Annotated in this window: 17 protein-coding genes; 15 read left to right on the forward strand and 2 right to left on the reverse strand. The window is 49.4% G+C overall.

The window, feature by feature from the left end; genetic code table 11:
• Positions 1 to 125 precede the first annotated feature (125 nt).
• The 6 genes from NST99_RS04810 (at position 126) to NST99_RS04835 (ending at position 4802) form a co-directional block, all read left to right on the forward strand.
• Positions 126 to 953: a nucleotidyltransferase domain-containing protein gene (locus tag NST99_RS04810; protein ID WP_341090014.1), complete on the forward strand. Its 828-nt coding sequence runs from the start codon at positions 126 to 128 to the stop codon at positions 951 to 953.
• Positions 899 to 1111 carry a hypothetical protein gene (locus NST99_RS04815; protein WP_341090015.1) on the forward strand — a complete coding sequence of 71 codons (213 nt, stop codon included), beginning with the start codon at positions 899 to 901 and terminating at the stop codon, positions 1109 to 1111. The genes NST99_RS04810 and NST99_RS04815 overlap by 55 nt, the downstream gene beginning before the upstream one ends.
• Before the next feature lie 64 nt (positions 1112 to 1175).
• Positions 1176 to 1742, forward strand: coding sequence for an RNA 2'-phosphotransferase (locus tag NST99_RS04820; RefSeq protein WP_341090016.1), 567 nt, complete (start codon positions 1176 to 1178; stop codon positions 1740 to 1742).
• Positions 1743 to 1773: 31 nt separating this feature from the next.
• Positions 1774 to 2292 carry a mismatch-specific DNA-glycosylase gene (locus tag NST99_RS04825; RefSeq protein WP_341090017.1) on the forward strand — a complete coding sequence of 173 codons (519 nt, stop codon included), beginning with the start codon at positions 1774 to 1776 and terminating at the stop codon, positions 2290 to 2292.
• Positions 2293 to 2939: 647 nt separating this feature from the next.
• Entirely contained in the window at positions 2940 to 3413 is a 474-nt protein-coding gene (locus NST99_RS04830) for a MarR family transcriptional regulator (protein ID WP_341090018.1), read from the forward strand.
• Between the two features lie 153 nt (positions 3414 to 3566).
• On the forward strand, positions 3567 to 4802 hold the full coding sequence (locus tag NST99_RS04835; RefSeq protein ID WP_341090019.1) for an MFS transporter: 1236 nt from the start codon (positions 3567 to 3569) through the stop codon (positions 4800 to 4802).
• A gap of 144 nt (positions 4803 to 4946) precedes the next feature.
• Here NST99_RS04835 and NST99_RS04840 read toward each other — a convergent pair whose 3' ends face one another.
• On the reverse strand, positions 4947 to 5906 hold the full coding sequence (locus tag NST99_RS04840) for an MraY family glycosyltransferase (protein WP_341097558.1): 960 nt from the start codon (positions 5904 to 5906) through the stop codon (positions 4947 to 4949).
• A gap of 96 nt (positions 5907 to 6002) precedes the next feature.
• On the opposite strand from NST99_RS04840, the gene NST99_RS04845 reads away from it, so the two are divergent.
• Positions 6003 to 6686: a YjjG family noncanonical pyrimidine nucleotidase gene (locus tag NST99_RS04845; protein WP_341090020.1), complete on the forward strand. Its 684-nt coding sequence runs from the start codon at positions 6003 to 6005 to the stop codon at positions 6684 to 6686.
• Between the two features lie 99 nt (positions 6687 to 6785).
• Complete coding sequence (locus NST99_RS04850) at positions 6786 to 7499, forward strand: hypothetical protein (RefSeq protein WP_341090021.1); 714 nt, start codon at positions 6786 to 6788, stop codon at positions 7497 to 7499.
• Between the two features lie 108 nt (positions 7500 to 7607).
• Here the strand turns inward: NST99_RS04850 and NST99_RS04855 are convergent, their stop codons facing one another.
• Entirely contained in the window at positions 7608 to 8591 is a 984-nt protein-coding gene (locus NST99_RS04855) for a ring-cleaving dioxygenase (RefSeq protein ID WP_341090022.1), read from the reverse strand.
• Positions 8592 to 8790: 199 nt separating this feature from the next.
• Here NST99_RS04855 and NST99_RS04860 point away from each other — a divergent pair, with 199 nt between their 5' ends.
• From NST99_RS04860 to NST99_RS04890, 7 genes are all read left to right on the forward strand, one after another.
• Positions 8791 to 9597 carry an AAC(3) family N-acetyltransferase gene (locus NST99_RS04860; protein WP_341090023.1) on the forward strand — a complete coding sequence of 269 codons (807 nt, stop codon included), beginning with the start codon at positions 8791 to 8793 and terminating at the stop codon, positions 9595 to 9597.
• 324 nt (positions 9598 to 9921) lie between these two features.
• Entirely contained in the window at positions 9922 to 10044 is a 123-nt protein-coding gene (locus tag NST99_RS04865; RefSeq protein WP_256718072.1) for a hypothetical protein, read from the forward strand.
• A gap of 178 nt (positions 10045 to 10222) precedes the next feature.
• A complete protein-coding gene (locus NST99_RS04870) occupies positions 10223 to 11338 on the forward strand; it encodes a slipin family protein (RefSeq protein ID WP_341090024.1) in 1116 nt (371 codons plus the stop codon).
• A 144-nt stretch (positions 11339 to 11482) separates the two neighbouring features.
• Positions 11483 to 12415, forward strand: coding sequence for a manganese-dependent inorganic pyrophosphatase (locus tag NST99_RS04875; protein WP_341090026.1), 933 nt, complete (start codon positions 11483 to 11485; stop codon positions 12413 to 12415).
• A gap of 223 nt (positions 12416 to 12638) precedes the next feature.
• The gene (locus NST99_RS04880; protein WP_341090027.1) at positions 12639 to 13211 is read left to right on the forward strand and encodes a hypothetical protein; all 573 of its coding nucleotides are present in this window, start codon (positions 12639 to 12641) and stop codon (positions 13209 to 13211) included.
• A 153-nt stretch (positions 13212 to 13364) separates the two neighbouring features.
• Positions 13365 to 13802: an RrF2 family transcriptional regulator gene (locus NST99_RS04885; RefSeq protein WP_038586441.1), complete on the forward strand. Its 438-nt coding sequence runs from the start codon at positions 13365 to 13367 to the stop codon at positions 13800 to 13802.
• A 153-nt stretch (positions 13803 to 13955) separates the two neighbouring features.
• Positions 13956 to 14603: a nitroreductase family protein gene (locus NST99_RS04890; protein ID WP_341090028.1), complete on the forward strand. Its 648-nt coding sequence runs from the start codon at positions 13956 to 13958 to the stop codon at positions 14601 to 14603.
• The last annotated feature ends 43 nt before the right edge of the window (positions 14604 to 14646 follow it).

Genomic DNA, 14646 nt, shown 5'->3' on the forward strand with positions numbered 1-14646 from the left:
CAGCCTGTAAGGCGGTTGCCGGGGATACTCTAACTGTGGTTCTGCTATATGATGGTGCCAGGCCATGGACGAATGGAGTCCATGGCTTTTTTGTATTTCGGCAAAGTCCGAAAGGAGAATGAAGCATGTCTGAAATTCATCAATCGATCCTCCGCCAGCTGCGTGGCATTGAGGCGGAGGAGAATGTACGCATTCTGTATGCCTGTGAGTCGGGCAGCCGCGCTTGGGGGTTTCCGTCCAAGGACAGTGATTATGATGTCCGCTTTCTGTATTTGCGCCGCCCCGAGGCGTATCTCTCGATTTTTGAGCAGCGGGATGTGATTGAACGGCCGATCAGCGAGTTGCTCGATATTAACGGCTGGGATCTGAAGAAAGGATTGACTCTCTTCCGCAAATCCAATCCGCCGCTGCTGGAATGGCTGCAATCCCCCATCCGGTATGAGCAAAATTACACGGTGGCGGACAATATCCGCAAGCTATCACCGCTCAGCTTCTCGCCCAAATCCTGTATCTATCATTATCTGAGCATGGCCCGGGGGAATTACCGTACCTATCTGCAAGGCAGCGAGGTCAAGATTAAGAAATATTTCTACGTTCTCCGTCCGCTGCTCGCGTGTGCCTGGATCGAGAAATACCAGGAGGTACCGCCACTGGATTTCAATGTGCTGGCCCTGGATCTGATTCCTGAAGGAACCGAGCTTAGAGAGGCTGTACTGGAGCTTCTACACCGTAAAATGTCCGGCGAGGAGCTTGACCTGGAGCCGCGTCTGGAAGTCATTAACGTTTATCTGGAGCAGCAGATCGCGCATTTCGAGCTTGCGGCTTCGCAATTTCGAAGCATGGGCGGTGTAGCGGATGCTGCTCTGGATGAACTGTTCCGGGCCGCGCTGCTGGAAGTATGGGGAGAAGACAGCCGCTGGACTTCAGGCGGGGGAAATCAAAGCGAATCCTAAGGAGAGATCAACCTTATGCATTTAATCATCAAGGCGACAGGGACAGGAGCAGGAATGCTCTCTCATCTGCTAGCCAAAAAGAGCCGCTGGAGCGGATTCATGAATGCGTGCTTGCTGCTTTGGCACTGGAATCTGAGCCGGTGGATCCACGGTTGTAAGCTATAGGGATGGAATCCAAATACGAAATTAATTCTACGAAAGTGGTTTTAAGAGGTGCAACTTATGTTAAACCATACCGCTGAAGTTTCGCTCAGCAAATTTATGACCAAGCTGCTTCGGCACACGCCGCAGCAGTATGGACTATTTCTTGATCCTGAGGACGGTTCCTGTCTGCTGGAGGAACTGCTCGCAGTGATAAATGCAATCCCAAAGTGGTCTCATATTACAGAAGAAGATATCCGCCAAACGGTCACGAACAGTGAGAAGCAGCGGTTCGCCATTGAGGGGGACCGGATTAAAGCAAGATACGGACACAGCCACACCAAAGTTGCCTATGAACCGGGAACACCGCCGTCCGTGCTCTATCATGGCACTCACCAGAATGCGCTGCCGGCGATTGTAAAAGAGGGGCTGCAGCCGATGGGCAGGCAATACGTGCATTTATCGGAGGGGCTCCATTTCGCTACCCTGGCCGGAAGCCGCAGGGGCAAGCTTGTTTTGCTCGCCGTGGATACGGTTAAGGCTGTAGAGTCTGGTGTAACCTTCTATTATGCCGGAAATGAGGTATGGCTGGCTGAGCCGGTTCCGGCTGCCTGCATAACGCCATTAAGTGCCCCGGAAGAACAGTAGCACCAAATCTCCACAACAGGAGGAATGTGATATGGAAGAGGTGCCGGATCACCTGGATCACGGATTGCAGATCGTCTTCATTGGATTCAATCCAAGTCTACGCTCGGGCGAGCTGGGGCATCATTATGCGAATCCGCGCAATAATTTCTGGCGGATTCTTGAGCAGTCAGGGCTGACTCCGCGCCTTTATGATGCCTCGGAGGACGGTGAACTGCTGAAGCTCGGCTACGGCTTTACGAATATTGTAGCCCGTCCGACCCGCGGGGCCGAGGATATTAGCCGCGAGGAGTATGCCGAGGGGCGGGAATTGCTTCGTGCCAAGCTGACGCTCTACCGGCCGGAGGTAGCCTGCTTTGTAGGCAAGGGCGTCTACACTGAATTCAGCCGTAAACCAAAAGCAGATTGGGGATTTCAGGAGCATATAGAACCGGTAGTGGATGGCGTGCGCGAGTTCGTCGCCCCGTCGTCGAGCGGACTCGTCCGGATGCCGATGCCGGAGATTGTGGCTATTTACCGGAGACTATATGATTTCACCCATAAGGATGACTGACTTAGAGTTTGTTTGATAGGACACGGGGATTGAGGATGGATGGAGAAGCGGAGGGTGGACGTAGGAAGGATGATAGGCGGAGATGTACCCCAAAAAGTAGGAGTTCTAGGATAACTGCATTCTATACAGCTAAATAAGGGGATTTTGGCATATGCCGAGAGTTAGTTGTATTCCGTGCATTTATAACAGAGAATATTTGCCCGTAATTGACAAACTTGCGATTATAGTTGCAGGAAGTACAACTAAACCGTGACGAGAGCTGATTTCTGCCTATTTAGTTGTACGAAGTACAATTATGAGCCCGGATTCTAAGCTGAACCCCAGTTGCAGCAGTCAGCACCAACCCGGAAAGCAGCCGCAGTTACCAATACCAACTGGCCCGCCACCACGGGGGGACTCAGTGAATAAAAAAACACCCTGTAGGTTAAGGGTGTCTCAATTGTAGACAAAAAGGGGTTTGAAACGAATTATTTCTGTTTCAAAACCCTATTTGCTTTGTCAAATTTATTGTGAATCTGTTTTAAATCACACTATATTCCCTCCATTCGTGTATTGGTTATTTAATCAATTATTTTGACAATGTTGAAATAGAAACAAAAATATACTATATTATATTGTTAATGCACTGAGCGGGGGGAGGACAGGCCATGAACAAAGAAGAACAGGTCATAATGGGCTTCAGGGACGTATATAACAAGATGGTTTGGCTCAATAAGGATAAGATGGAAGACAGTCTTAAAGGTTATAAGTCTTCTGAAGTACATTGCATCGAATACATTGAAAAAAATGTGGATTCCAACGTGACTAAACTTGCGGAGTCCTTTTATATGACTCGCGGTGCCATAAGTAAAATGACTAAGAAGCTCATAAAAAAGGGCCTTATCGAAAGCTACCAGAAGCAGGATAACAAGAAAGAAATCTATTTTAGGCTTACTGAGCAAGGGAAAGTAATTTATAAAATCCATGAGGACCTGCACAAAGAGTTTCAAGAGCGGGATAAAGCCGTATTTGAGCAGGTAACCGAGGAGCAATTCGACAGTATGCTTAGCTTCGTGGAAAAGTATAGTAGGCATTTGGATGCAGAAATAAAAAAACTGGGTATAGATTTTAAGCCGGAATAACTTTGAATAATGAAAATGAAACCACAGGCAGCCGGGTTCTATTGAGAACGGGCTGCTCTTTTTTGCTATTTAATTTGTTGACAAGGAAACAAAACGGAGATATTATTTTGTTGACAAGGAAACGAAATAACGGTTTTTGAGGAGAGAATTTAAATGTCCATATTTAGATCACACAATGAACAGAACACAGAACAAGCCGTAGATAAACACGCTTTAATATTCGGTCTTATCTCTGTGTTTCTTTGCGGAATAGGCTTCAGTATCATAATGCCTGTCGTCCCATTCTTAGTGCAGCCTTATACAAGCAATCCGGGAGAACAAGCTATAGTTGTTACGCTGCTGACCTCTGTTTATGCCCTCTGCGTGTTTTTTGCGGCTCCCGTACTTGGGGTTTTGAGCGACAAATACGGCCGTCGTCCATTGCTCTTAGTATGCCTTTTGGGTTCCGCGATCGGTTACTTCATTTTTGGCATAGGTGGAGCTCTATGGGTACTATTTGCCGGGCGCATAATAGAAGGTATAACAGGCGGGAGTGTAAGCACGATCTTCGCATATTTTGCAGACATCATTCCTCCAGAGCAGAGAACCAAATACTTTGGATGGGTGAGTGCGGTTGTAGGTGTAGGCACCGTTATTGGCCCAACTCTAGGCGGAGTACTTGCCAAGTTTGGTTATGCTGTACCCATGTATTTTGGAGCAATAATAACTTTATTGAATGTTGTTTATGGATTCTTTTTTATGCCTGAGAGCCTTGGCAGGAATAATAGACTAAAGGAGATTACCTTTGTAAGACTGAATCCATTTACACAGCTTGCAAGCCTGCTTTCCACGAAAAACTTAAAAAGGCTACTTGTCTCGGCGTTCTTACTTTGGATACCTAACGGATCTTTACAGGCAGTTTTATCCCAATTTACAGTGGATACTTTCAGTTGGAAGCCTGCACTAATCGGACTTGTGTTTTCAATTATGGGCGCTCAAGACATCATTTCACAAGGTTTCATAATGCCAAAGCTTTTGACAAAACTTAGTGATAAACAGATAGCAGTTCTTGGAATGGTTTCAGAGATTATAGGCTACAGTCTTATTGCGCTATCTGCTTTGTTCTCATTCTATCCTCTTTTTATCGCTGGCATGTTTATATTTGGTTTTGGTGATTCGATCTTTGGGCCTTCATTTAATGGGATGCTCTCCAAGTCTGTCGATTCTAGTGAACAAGGAAGGATTCAAGGGGGGAGCCAATCTATTCAGGCTTTAGCAAGAATGATTGGGCCTGTCATAGGAGGTCAAATCTATGTATCACTTGGGTCTGCCGCACCCGCTTTTATGGGTATGATCCTTATAGCAGCGGCAATACCAGTTTTATATAAGAGAACGCAGGTAAATATGTAAAAACCAAATAATAATAGGGTTTCAGAACTCAGGGACAAGTTCTGAAACCCTATGGGTCTACAGTCTGAAACACCCTGCATGTTAAGAGTGTTTTTCTTATTTCTGCGCTCATACAAGTCCGGCAGTTTGAGTATACGCAGTCTGTTAAGTCTCGATCAGCAACAGGATGATCGAGGACAGCGACAGGCACACGCTGACCAGATAAAGCACGGCAACAACCTGCTTCTGGTTAAGACCGGCCTTGAGCAGGCGGTAATGCACCTGGGTGGCGTCGGCCTGATAGATCGATTTGCCTTGGATGAAGCGTTTGATGACGACAAAGATATTATCGAAAATCGGCACGCCAAGCGCTAATATCGGGATGAACAAAGACAGCACTGTTGCCTGCTTGAACGCGCCGTCCAGCGCGATCACAGCCAGAATGAAGCCGAGGAACGTGGCGCCTGCGTCACCCATGAAGATTTTGGCTGGTGCCTTGTTGTAGCGCAGATAGGCAAGTGTAACTCCGACAAGAGCAATAGCCATGATTGCGGAAGTAGATTGCCCTTTGGTCACAGCGACAATAAACAGGGTGACTGCCGAAATGGCCGTGAGTCCCCCGGCTAATCCGTCCATGCCGTCAGAGAAGTTAATGACAGTAGTTACGCCGAAGATCCAGATGATCGTCAGCACGAACTGCAGAATAACCGGCAGGGAGATGTAATCACCGGAGAACGGATTAATGAACCCGGTAAAGGCATTACCCGAGAGAAAAACAAGGATCGCCGCTGCAATCTGTACGATAAACTTGGGCAGTGCCGGGAAATCCTTACCCTTGGTTTTGTACCAGTCATCAATGGTGCCTATAGTCAACAGCAGCACACCGCCGATGAACAGGGCTAGTGTCTCCAGTGAGAAGTCACGGGCAAACAGCAGATATGTAATGAAAAATCCGATAAATATGGCATAGCTGGCTGTCAGAGGGATGGGCTCCCTATGTATTTTGCGTTCGACATCCTGACGGGGCTTGTCCACAAAATCAAGCCGGAAAGCCAGTTTGCTAAGCGGAGGAATCAGCCAATAGACGATGAAAAATGACACCAGAAACGATAAAACGTATAAAATGACAATCACCACCGTTGATTTTTTTAAGCAGGTCTGTCTAAATTATATCGCAGAAGCAGAACGTTTGTCGACGAAACATAAAACTGGAGGGGAATTATGAAATACGAGGTTATTTTATTCGATGCCGATGATACGCTGTTTGACTATGGAATGGCGGAAGGACAGGCTTTTCTAAATGTGTTTGCCCATTTCGGGCTGCCGACGGGGGCGGAGGAATATGCGGTCAGCTACCGCGAAATCAATCAGGCGCTGTGGAAGGATCTGGAGCAGGGGCGGATTACCTCGGCGGCGCTCAGGGTGGAACGGTTCAACCGGTTGTTTGCGCGCCACAAACTCGAATACAGTCCGGAGGCCTTCAGCGAAGTCTACTTGCGCTTTTTGGGTGAGGGGACCTATTTGATTCAGGGGGCGGTGGAACTGTGCGGCGGGCTTACCGGCTGCAGACTTGCGATTATCACGAATGGAATCAAAGATGTGCAGTTGTCCAGAATTCAAGGTTCGCCACTCTGCAATACGTTTGAGCAGATTATTATTTCCGAGGAGGCAGGCTCGCAGAAGCCGGAGCCCGGGATTTTCGATTATGCTTTTGCCAAACTTGGGATTACGGATAAGAGCAAAGTATTGATTGTGGGCGATTCATTGACATCAGATATCCAGGGCGGGATGAATTATGGGATCGACACCTGCTGGTTCAATCCGTTGGAGAAAGCCAATGAAGCGGGGATTAAGCCTACATATGAAATCCGGGATCTGTCCGAGCTTCTTAGAATTATCGCCTGAAGTTGGAGGCTTAACAGGTTGAAATGCTCTCCCGGTGTTAAATTATAGTAAGACGCTAAATTCAAATCCACATCATTCAATATACGGGAGAGGATTGCTATGAATAAAAAATGGCTGATTGCCACAATTGTAGCCGGCATGGCCGTAACCGGTTCTGCTGGCGTATACGCAGGAAGTAAATTGCAGCAGATCAAGGCTTACTTGAACCATGGACTCGGTATTGTCGTAGATGGCACTCCCTACTGGCTGAAGGATGCCAACGGCAAAACCTTGGCTCCGATCACCTATGAGGGGACGACATATTTGCCGATTCGCTCCATCTCAGATGCCCTGGATGTGCCTGTTGCCTATGATGCGGTTAATGCCAAAGTGAGAATTGGCAGCGGGTCCGAAACTGGAGCAGCGTCAGGAAGCACTGGAAGCTCTGGAAGCACCGGAGGTACTGCGGGTTCCGGAAACTCCGGCAGCGGTACAAGCACCCCGGCGGCAGGTGTGAAGCGGCCTGCTAATCTGCCGAAGGATTTCCCGATTCCGGCAGATGCCGTGGTTACACCAACTTTGGATACGGATTCGGGCGGAGTCATGAAGGCCTCCTTTACCTATATGACCCAGGAGACTTTGGCTACGATGGGTTTCGTGTATAGTGAATATGCCCGGATTAAACGGTCGGAGAATGCCTCAGAGACAGTAACTGCAACAGCTGTGAAGATTACCGGCAAACTGGGCGGAATCAGCCCGGTCTCCATCTGGGGCCGAGCTTCGACAGCACAGCCCGGCTATAACGTTTTCACCGTTACCTGGTCGGAAATCTAAATATCCAGCTGCAGAATTCAGCAGTATGAACAAAGCCGCATTCACAGAGAATGCGGCTTTTTAATATAAGAGGCATGCTTCAGTATCTAGAACTAAGAGACAGCCGGATTAAGACTGCTGGCGGGTATCAAGCGGCTTCAGATGGGCTTCAATCTGTGCGCGCTTCGCTTCCAGAAACGGCGGCAGGGCAAGTGATTCACCCAGGTGCTCAAGCGGTTCGTCCGTGGCAAAGCCCGGACCGTCCGTAGCCAGCTCGAACAATATGCCGTTAGGCTCGCGGAAGTAGAGGGAGCGGAAGTAGAAGCGGTCAACGAACCCGGAATTGGGCAGCTGTACTGTGCGGATACGCTCGATCCATTGCTTTAATTCCTCTTCGTTATCCACGCGGAAGGCCACATGATGAACACCGCCCCGTCCGAGATGTTCCTGGGAAAGGTCATTGCGTTCCTCCAGATGCACCTCTGTGCCGGAACCGCCTTCTCCGGTTTCGTATACAATGATGTCCGGCTGCCCGGCCGCGGGCGAAGGATAGCTGCCTTTGCGGCGGAAGCCAAGCAGATCTTCCAGCACCAAGGCGGTGTGTTCTGCTGTTTCGACGGTTAAGTGTGCGGGGCCCAGACCGACAATGGCATACTCTATCGGAACAGGACTCTTATCCCAAGGTTTGCCGCCGGGCACGCCCTGGTTGTTCTCGTCCGAGACCAGATTGAAACGCTGTCCCTCAGGATCACGGAAGGCCAATGTCTTGCGGCCGCCCCGCTCAGTGATTTCATCATGCTCTACGCTGAACCCGGTTAAGCGATGTTTCCAATAATCAAGCGCCTTATCATCCGGCACACGCAGTGAAAGGGCAGAGATGCTGTTATTGCCGTCCCGGTTGCGTCCAGCATTCGGAAGCTCGAAGAAAGTCAATTCTGTCCCCGGATTGCCCAGCTCATCCCCGTAGAACAAATGATACACGGAGATATCATCTTGGTTTACGGTCTTTTTAATCAGGCGCAGACCAAGCACTTGGGTATAAAATTTGAAATTTTCCGGTGCGTTCTTTGTAATCGCGGATACGTGGTGGAGTCCTTTTAATGTTAAACTCATGGTATATTACCTCCTGTTAGTTACCTAAGCATGTATTGGAATCGTTCGGTTCATATGGAAATCGGATAGAACACAACGGCGAGTATACAGATTTGAACTTTTGTGAATATTGTTAAGTAACTATAATTTTATCAGTTAATAACCTAATTTGCAATAAAGGATTTATGATCCGTACAATTTCGTGAAGGAGAGAAACAAAATGCACACCAAAACAGGCTTGTTTGAACAGTTGAAGGCACTTGAAATCAACCCGTCGGGGACACTCCTCGTTCATTCTTCGTTAAAAAGCATCGGTGAGGTGCAGGGAGGCGCGGACACGGTACTGGATGTGCTCAGTGAGTATATGAAGGACGGGCTGCTTGTGCTGCCGACACACACCTGGTCGTATATTAATGCCACTAATCCGCGATTTGATGTACTAAACTCCCCTGTCTGCGTCGGGATTTTGCCGGAATTGTTCCGCCGCCGTCCGGGAGTGATCCGTTCCTGGCATCCGACCCATTCCGTGGCCGCCCTGGGCAAGGATGCGCAGGCGTTCATTGCCGGAGAGGAAAGCCGGGATACGCCTTGCTCACGGGATTCAGTCTATGGTAAGCTGCTCGACCGCAAAGCCGACATTATGCTGCTTGGCGTCGATTTACGGCGGAATACGTTCATCCATGGCATCGAGGAATGGGTGGATATTCCCGGCAGAATGACCGATGACCACGAGCTGCTATACACGGTTACGCCCGAAGGTGAAGAAATCGCCGTGCCTTCCCGCAGACATTGCGGACTGTCCTGGTCGCAGCATTTTTGGAAGGTGGAGCCGGTGCTTCAAGAAGGCGGTGCTTTACGCAAGGGCAGCTTTGGGGATGCAGTGGCAATGATCTGCGGCACAGCAGAAACCACTGAAATCCTAAGCCGGATGCTGGCTGTGAATCCCGATCTGTTCTCGGACAACGAACCGCTGAACGGCGAAGCAGTGCCAGAGGCGCTTCCGAAGACCAAACGTCAGATACCTTGATGACTGCCGGTGCTGGTGCACTGTAAAGGGGCGCTGAAGGTGGGCACGGAGGAAGAGATCATCGTCAACCACCGTTCCCTGGAGACGATTCTGGATGAATGCCCGCAAGCCTATAGGAATTTAGCTTTATTAATGAGGTACTTACAAATTATAATAGATTTGGGTATTTACCATCTGCGTGCTTAGCGGGGATTTCTGATGATCCCGCAGTGCCCGCCATTGTATGACCGGGCATACTGCAGAGCAGATCCGGGACTTATCCTCCTTCGGGGTTCGAATCCCCATCGCCTTTTAAGCGACTTTGGTAAAATTTGAGTAATGCACATGAGTAGACCTTTGCCGGAGATTCTCGGCCTGTCCTTCGGGCAGGCGCCGGAAGCGCTGCTATGCAGCCGGCGGATACCGGAGCCGGGAACGGGCACGGATAGAGGGTCAGGCATTGCATAACTTTTCAGGCTGCAGGCGGGCCAAGATGTTATGCCGTGAACCTTTCCTTCGAGAACTTGCCTCTCCCCGCTCCTTAAGACCGGTTCCGCAGCCGCAGCCGGGAGAATCTCCTTGCCGGGGTCGACGATCAGATGAACCGCCTCAAGTCAGAGAATCAAGGCGGATTCGGGAGGAACTAATGTTAAATAAAATCACGATTGCTGCCGATGAACGCGGACTACTGTTCAAGAAAGGCAGCTACGACAAATATTTAGAGCCCGGTACATACTGGTTGACAGGCTTTACGGATCAGAAAATCGAAAAGTTGAAATTAAGCGAGCCGTTCAGCGTCCCCGGCAAAGCGTTGAAAGTTTTCATGCAGGACGTAGCGCTGCTGCGCGACCTAGAGATTGTGAATGTAACGGATTATGAATATGTGCTGCATTATGAGGACGAAAGGTTCAGAAGCTTGCTTCCTCCTGGCCAGCATGCTTTCTGGACGGAGCTCAGCACGCACCGGTTCATCCGCGCCGATAGCCGCCAGCCGGAGATTCCGGCGGAGATTGACCGCTCCATCCTGCCGTGTTTTCCATATGCGATTCAGAGCTTTGAGGTAGCCGCACATGAAATCGGCATTCTTTATTTCAATAATGTGCTGCAGCGGGAGCTGCCTCCGGGCAAATATGATTTCTGGAGAGGTCCGGTGAAGGTGGCGGTAAAAACCGTTGACCTGCGCCAGCAGCAAATGGATATGACCGGTCAGGAGATGCTGACAGAGGATAAGGTTAGCCTCAGGCTCAACTTTGTCTGCCAGTATTCGATTGTGAATCCGCAGCGGACGCTGGCGATCAAATCGGTGGAGGAACAAATGTATATCAGCCTGCAGCTGGTGCTCCGTGAATACGTCGGCAGCCTGAAGCTTGATGATCTGCTGCGGATGAAGCAGGAGGTGGGGGCTTTTGTACTCTCCCGTCTGCAGGAGCAGAGTGAAGGGTATGGCGTACAGTTCCACTCCGCCGGAGTGAAGGATATTATTCTACCGGGAGAGATCAAGGATATTCTCAATACCGTGCTGCTGGCAGAGAAGAAGGCACAGGCCAATCTGATCACCCGGCGCGAAGAAACAGCCTCCACCCGCAGTCTGCTGAACACGGCAAAGCTGATGGACGAGAACAAAACGCTATACCGTCTGAAGGAGCTTGAGTTTCTTGAGAAAATCAGTGAGCGGATCGGCAATGTTTCTTTGGTCGGCGGAGGTACGCTGGCGGAAAGGCTCGGCCAGCTGCTGATCCATGACGGTGACGGGAAGCAATAGTACGGCGTTTTTATTCTGCATTTTTATTTCCCTGACTGGCGGATAAATGGTGGCCTCAAACTTAAGTTCTGCCGCACAATCTGGCTAGTCCCTATCAATGTATGGTATATTATTCTCACAAAAAACAAAGTAAGGAGATTGGAAATGGAAAAAACATTGATCTTTGGACACAAAAATCCGGATACGGATACGATTTGTTCAGCAATTGCTTATGCGGCACTGAAAAAAGAACTGGGCTGGGATGCCGAGCCGGTTCGTCTGGGAGAAGTAAGCGGCGAGACGCAATTTGCGCTCGATCAATTTGGAGTGGCAGCTCCGCGTCTGGTAGAGAATGTGGCTGGCGAAGTTAAACAGGTCATTCTGGTTGACCATAATGAACGGCAGCAAAGCGCAAATGATATTGATCAGGTGCGGGTTGTTGAGGTTATCGACCATCACCGGATCGCCAACTTTGAAACGGCTCATCCGCTGTACTACCGTGCCGAGCCGGTTGGCTGCACAGCAACAATCCTGAACAAGCTGTACAAAGAAAACGGAGTAGCGATTCCGAAGGAAATCGCCGGTCTGATGTTGTCCGCCATTATTTCCGATTCTTTGCTGTTCAAATCGCCAACCTGCACCGGAGAAGATGTGGCAGCAGCGCGTGAGCTGGCTGAAATTGCCGGTGTGGATGCAGACAGCTACGGACTTTCCATGCTTAAGGCTGGAGCAGACCTCAGCGACAAGAGCATTGCACAGCTGATTTCCCTGGATGCCAAGGAATTCAAAATGGGTGAATACAAAGTAGAAATTGCCCAGGTAAATGCGGTGGATGTGAACGATGTACTCTCCAAGCAGGTAGAGCTGGAAGCTGCGCTGAACACGATCATTGTTGACAAAGGACTTGATCTGTTTCTGTTCGTTGTTACAGATATCCTGAACAACGATTCCGTAGGATTGGCTCTGGGCCGCGTTGCAGGTGCTGTAGAGCAGGCTTATAATGTAAAGCTGGATGATAACAAAGCCATTCTGAAGGGTGTAGTTTCCCGCAAATCGCAAATCGTGCCAGTGCTTACTGAAACGATTGCCAAGCTGTAACAATTGCATGGAAGACTGGACGTTGTCCTGTTCCTAATCATATGATTTCAGAGAAACCGGCTGTGCCATCCTTAACAGGACGGGGGCAGCCGGTTTTTTTGGCAATGCACATCTGCCGCCGTTTGGATCTACCAAATGTTCGGCTATACTGTTTTCTAATATTATGCAACTAATTGCCCTCGGAAGGGTATAAACAGCATAGTCACAGAGAGGGGGAGTAAGAATGGGGAAGATAAAAAAGAAGGTTTTGGCAGCCGTTTGTATAACGATGATTTCAGGTGGAACCATGCTTTATGCTGCGCCCGGCAAACCGGATATAGCGGTCTATTTGAACAATGTGCTGCAAAAACAAGCAGGATTATCAGTTGATGGAGAGACCTATCTGCCGGCCCAGCAGCTGATTGGGGGGCTGCAGGCGCTTATGTTCTGGGACGAATCCGCCAAGGCTATCCGTGTCTATAAGCCGAATGTTAACATAGCGTTGCTTGATGATCAGGGGAAGATCTTTGGAAAGGTCAGAAGCGGTGTCAGCAATAAATTTTCGGTTCTGGTGCAGGTGGACAGCCTGAAGACGGAGATATCCGATTTGAAAATAATCATCAGCGATCCGGAGGGCAAAACAGAAAATATTGATGCCGCGCCGGTCAAGGACAAGAAGGACAGCTTCTGGTTCAAATCCGCTGAGTTCTCCAGCACCTTTAGTGAAAAGGGAAATTATAAGATCCAGGTGTATCTGAAGGATACTACTTCCAAGGAATGGGCGGTTGTTTCTGAAATCCAAATCTCTACAATCTAAACGGAATATACGGATATCAAGAAATTTGCAGTTCCGCGAACGGCCAAGCTCTCCCGAGATCGTATTGCGATGCCGGCAGGGCTTTCTCTTTGCCAAAATTGGGGATGGGCTCTATACTAAGCTTACATGAATGTACCGAAAGGAGCGGGAATAATGACAAAAACACGAAACAGCGGAGCTCTTCAATATAAATCGTTTGGACTGGTATTGCAGGCGCTTGTGATCCTGGCGAAAAAGGGCGACACCTGTTCAAGCTGTGAGATCGCCGAGCTTCTCTCGTCGGAGGCAACGCTGTTGAGACGCACGATGGCGAAGCTGACCAGAGAGCATATCCTGGTGACCCGGGAAGGCAGGGATGGCGGATATTTGCTGAACCGTGCCCCGGAGGAGCTGACGCTCGCGGAAATATACCTGGCGCTGGAAGTGGGGGAATCCCGCAATAAAGCGGTAAAAGATACGATGTGCATCAATGCTTTCGGAGAGCAGATGAAGGCGGCCTGCGGAGATGTTTTGGAGGAAATGGATCGCAGTGTGCTTGGCGTGCTGGAGCAGTACACGCTTGCCGATATGGTGCGCAAAGCAGGTTGTTGACAGGATTCATTTATTTGAATTATACTGTGCATATTAAAATACAGTTAAACACGTCATGATGAGTTGCCGCAGGGAGAGTATATTTTTTTGTTTTTAACTGTGTGTTAATAAACACAGAATATAAACCGGATTAGGAAGAGGAGGAGTAGTGTGATGTCAACGGAATTGAAAACGGAAGTGGAATTTAACAAGGTGATCCGCGAACGGCATTCGGTGCGCAAATATGATCTATCCTGGAAGATTTCCGAGGAGGAGATCAAGGAGATTCTAGGAGAGGCGGTTCTGGCACCATCCTCCTCCAATCTGCAGCCATGGCGGTTCATCGTCATTACGGATCAGGAGCTGAAGGCACAGCTGCTGCCTATCGCCAACAACCAGCAGCAGACGGTAGAAGCTTCTGCCATTATCGCCGTGCTTGGTGATTCCGAGGCATACCGCAATGCAGAGGCTATTTACGAGTACGCGGAGGCTGCCGGATATGTGACTCCGGAAGTGGGAGCTGCCATGGCGAAGAGAAGCCGGGATGGATATTCCAGCATGCCGGTTGAGGTGCTGAACAACATCGCTCGTGTTGACGGCGGACTGGTATCCATGCAGCTTATGCTTGCAGCCAAAGCGAAAGGCTATGACACTGTTCCTATGGGCGGCTTCAACCCCGATGGCTTCAGAGAGCTGTTCCAGATCCCTGAGCGTTATATAACAGTGATGCTGATTGCTCTAGGCAAGGCAGCGGTGGAAGGACGGCCAACCGTCAGATTGCCGCTGGAGCAGGTTACCCATTGGAACGGATTTCAGGGTTAAATAGCTTCACCTGTCAAGGGAAGCAGGGGCTGGTCAGCGTAAG

The sequence above is a fragment of the Paenibacillus sp. FSL L8-0470 genome, from assembly GCF_038008625.1.
Lineage (GTDB): Bacteria > Bacillota > Bacilli > Paenibacillales > Paenibacillaceae > Paenibacillus_AQ.

What these genes read in the sequence shown, in the direction of transcription:
- NST99_RS04810 (WP_341090014.1), top strand. Translation starts at nt 126, where the DNA reads ATGTCTGAAATTCATCAATCGATCCTCCGCCAGCTGCGTGGCATTGAG.
- NST99_RS04815 (WP_341090015.1), top strand. Translation starts at nt 899, where the DNA reads ATGGGGAGAAGACAGCCGCTGGACTTCAGGCGGGGGAAATCAAAGCGA.
- NST99_RS04820 (WP_341090016.1), top strand. Translation starts at nt 1,176, where the DNA reads ATGTTAAACCATACCGCTGAAGTTTCGCTCAGCAAATTTATGACCAAG.
- NST99_RS04825 (WP_341090017.1), top strand. Translation starts at nt 1,774, where the DNA reads ATGGAAGAGGTGCCGGATCACCTGGATCACGGATTGCAGATCGTCTTC.
- NST99_RS04830 (WP_341090018.1), top strand. Translation starts at nt 2,940, where the DNA reads ATGAACAAAGAAGAACAGGTCATAATGGGCTTCAGGGACGTATATAAC.
- NST99_RS04835 (WP_341090019.1), top strand. Translation starts at nt 3,567, where the DNA reads ATGTCCATATTTAGATCACACAATGAACAGAACACAGAACAAGCCGTA.
- NST99_RS04845 (WP_341090020.1), top strand. Translation starts at nt 6,003, where the DNA reads ATGAAATACGAGGTTATTTTATTCGATGCCGATGATACGCTGTTTGAC.
- NST99_RS04850 (WP_341090021.1), top strand. Translation starts at nt 6,786, where the DNA reads ATGAATAAAAAATGGCTGATTGCCACAATTGTAGCCGGCATGGCCGTA.
- NST99_RS04855 (WP_341090022.1), bottom strand. Translation starts at nt 8,591, where the DNA reads ATGAGTTTAACATTAAAAGGACTCCACCACGTATCCGCGATTACAAAG.
- NST99_RS04860 (WP_341090023.1), top strand. Translation starts at nt 8,791, where the DNA reads ATGCACACCAAAACAGGCTTGTTTGAACAGTTGAAGGCACTTGAAATC.
- NST99_RS04865 (WP_256718072.1), top strand. Translation starts at nt 9,922, where the DNA reads ATGAGTAGACCTTTGCCGGAGATTCTCGGCCTGTCCTTCGGGCAGGCG.
- NST99_RS04870 (WP_341090024.1), top strand. Translation starts at nt 10,223, where the DNA reads ATGTTAAATAAAATCACGATTGCTGCCGATGAACGCGGACTACTGTTC.
- NST99_RS04875 (WP_341090026.1), top strand. Translation starts at nt 11,483, where the DNA reads ATGGAAAAAACATTGATCTTTGGACACAAAAATCCGGATACGGATACG.
- NST99_RS04880 (WP_341090027.1), top strand. Translation starts at nt 12,639, where the DNA reads ATGGGGAAGATAAAAAAGAAGGTTTTGGCAGCCGTTTGTATAACGATG.
- NST99_RS04885 (WP_038586441.1), top strand. Translation starts at nt 13,365, where the DNA reads ATGACAAAAACACGAAACAGCGGAGCTCTTCAATATAAATCGTTTGGA.
- NST99_RS04890 (WP_341090028.1), top strand. Translation starts at nt 13,956, where the DNA reads ATGTCAACGGAATTGAAAACGGAAGTGGAATTTAACAAGGTGATCCGC.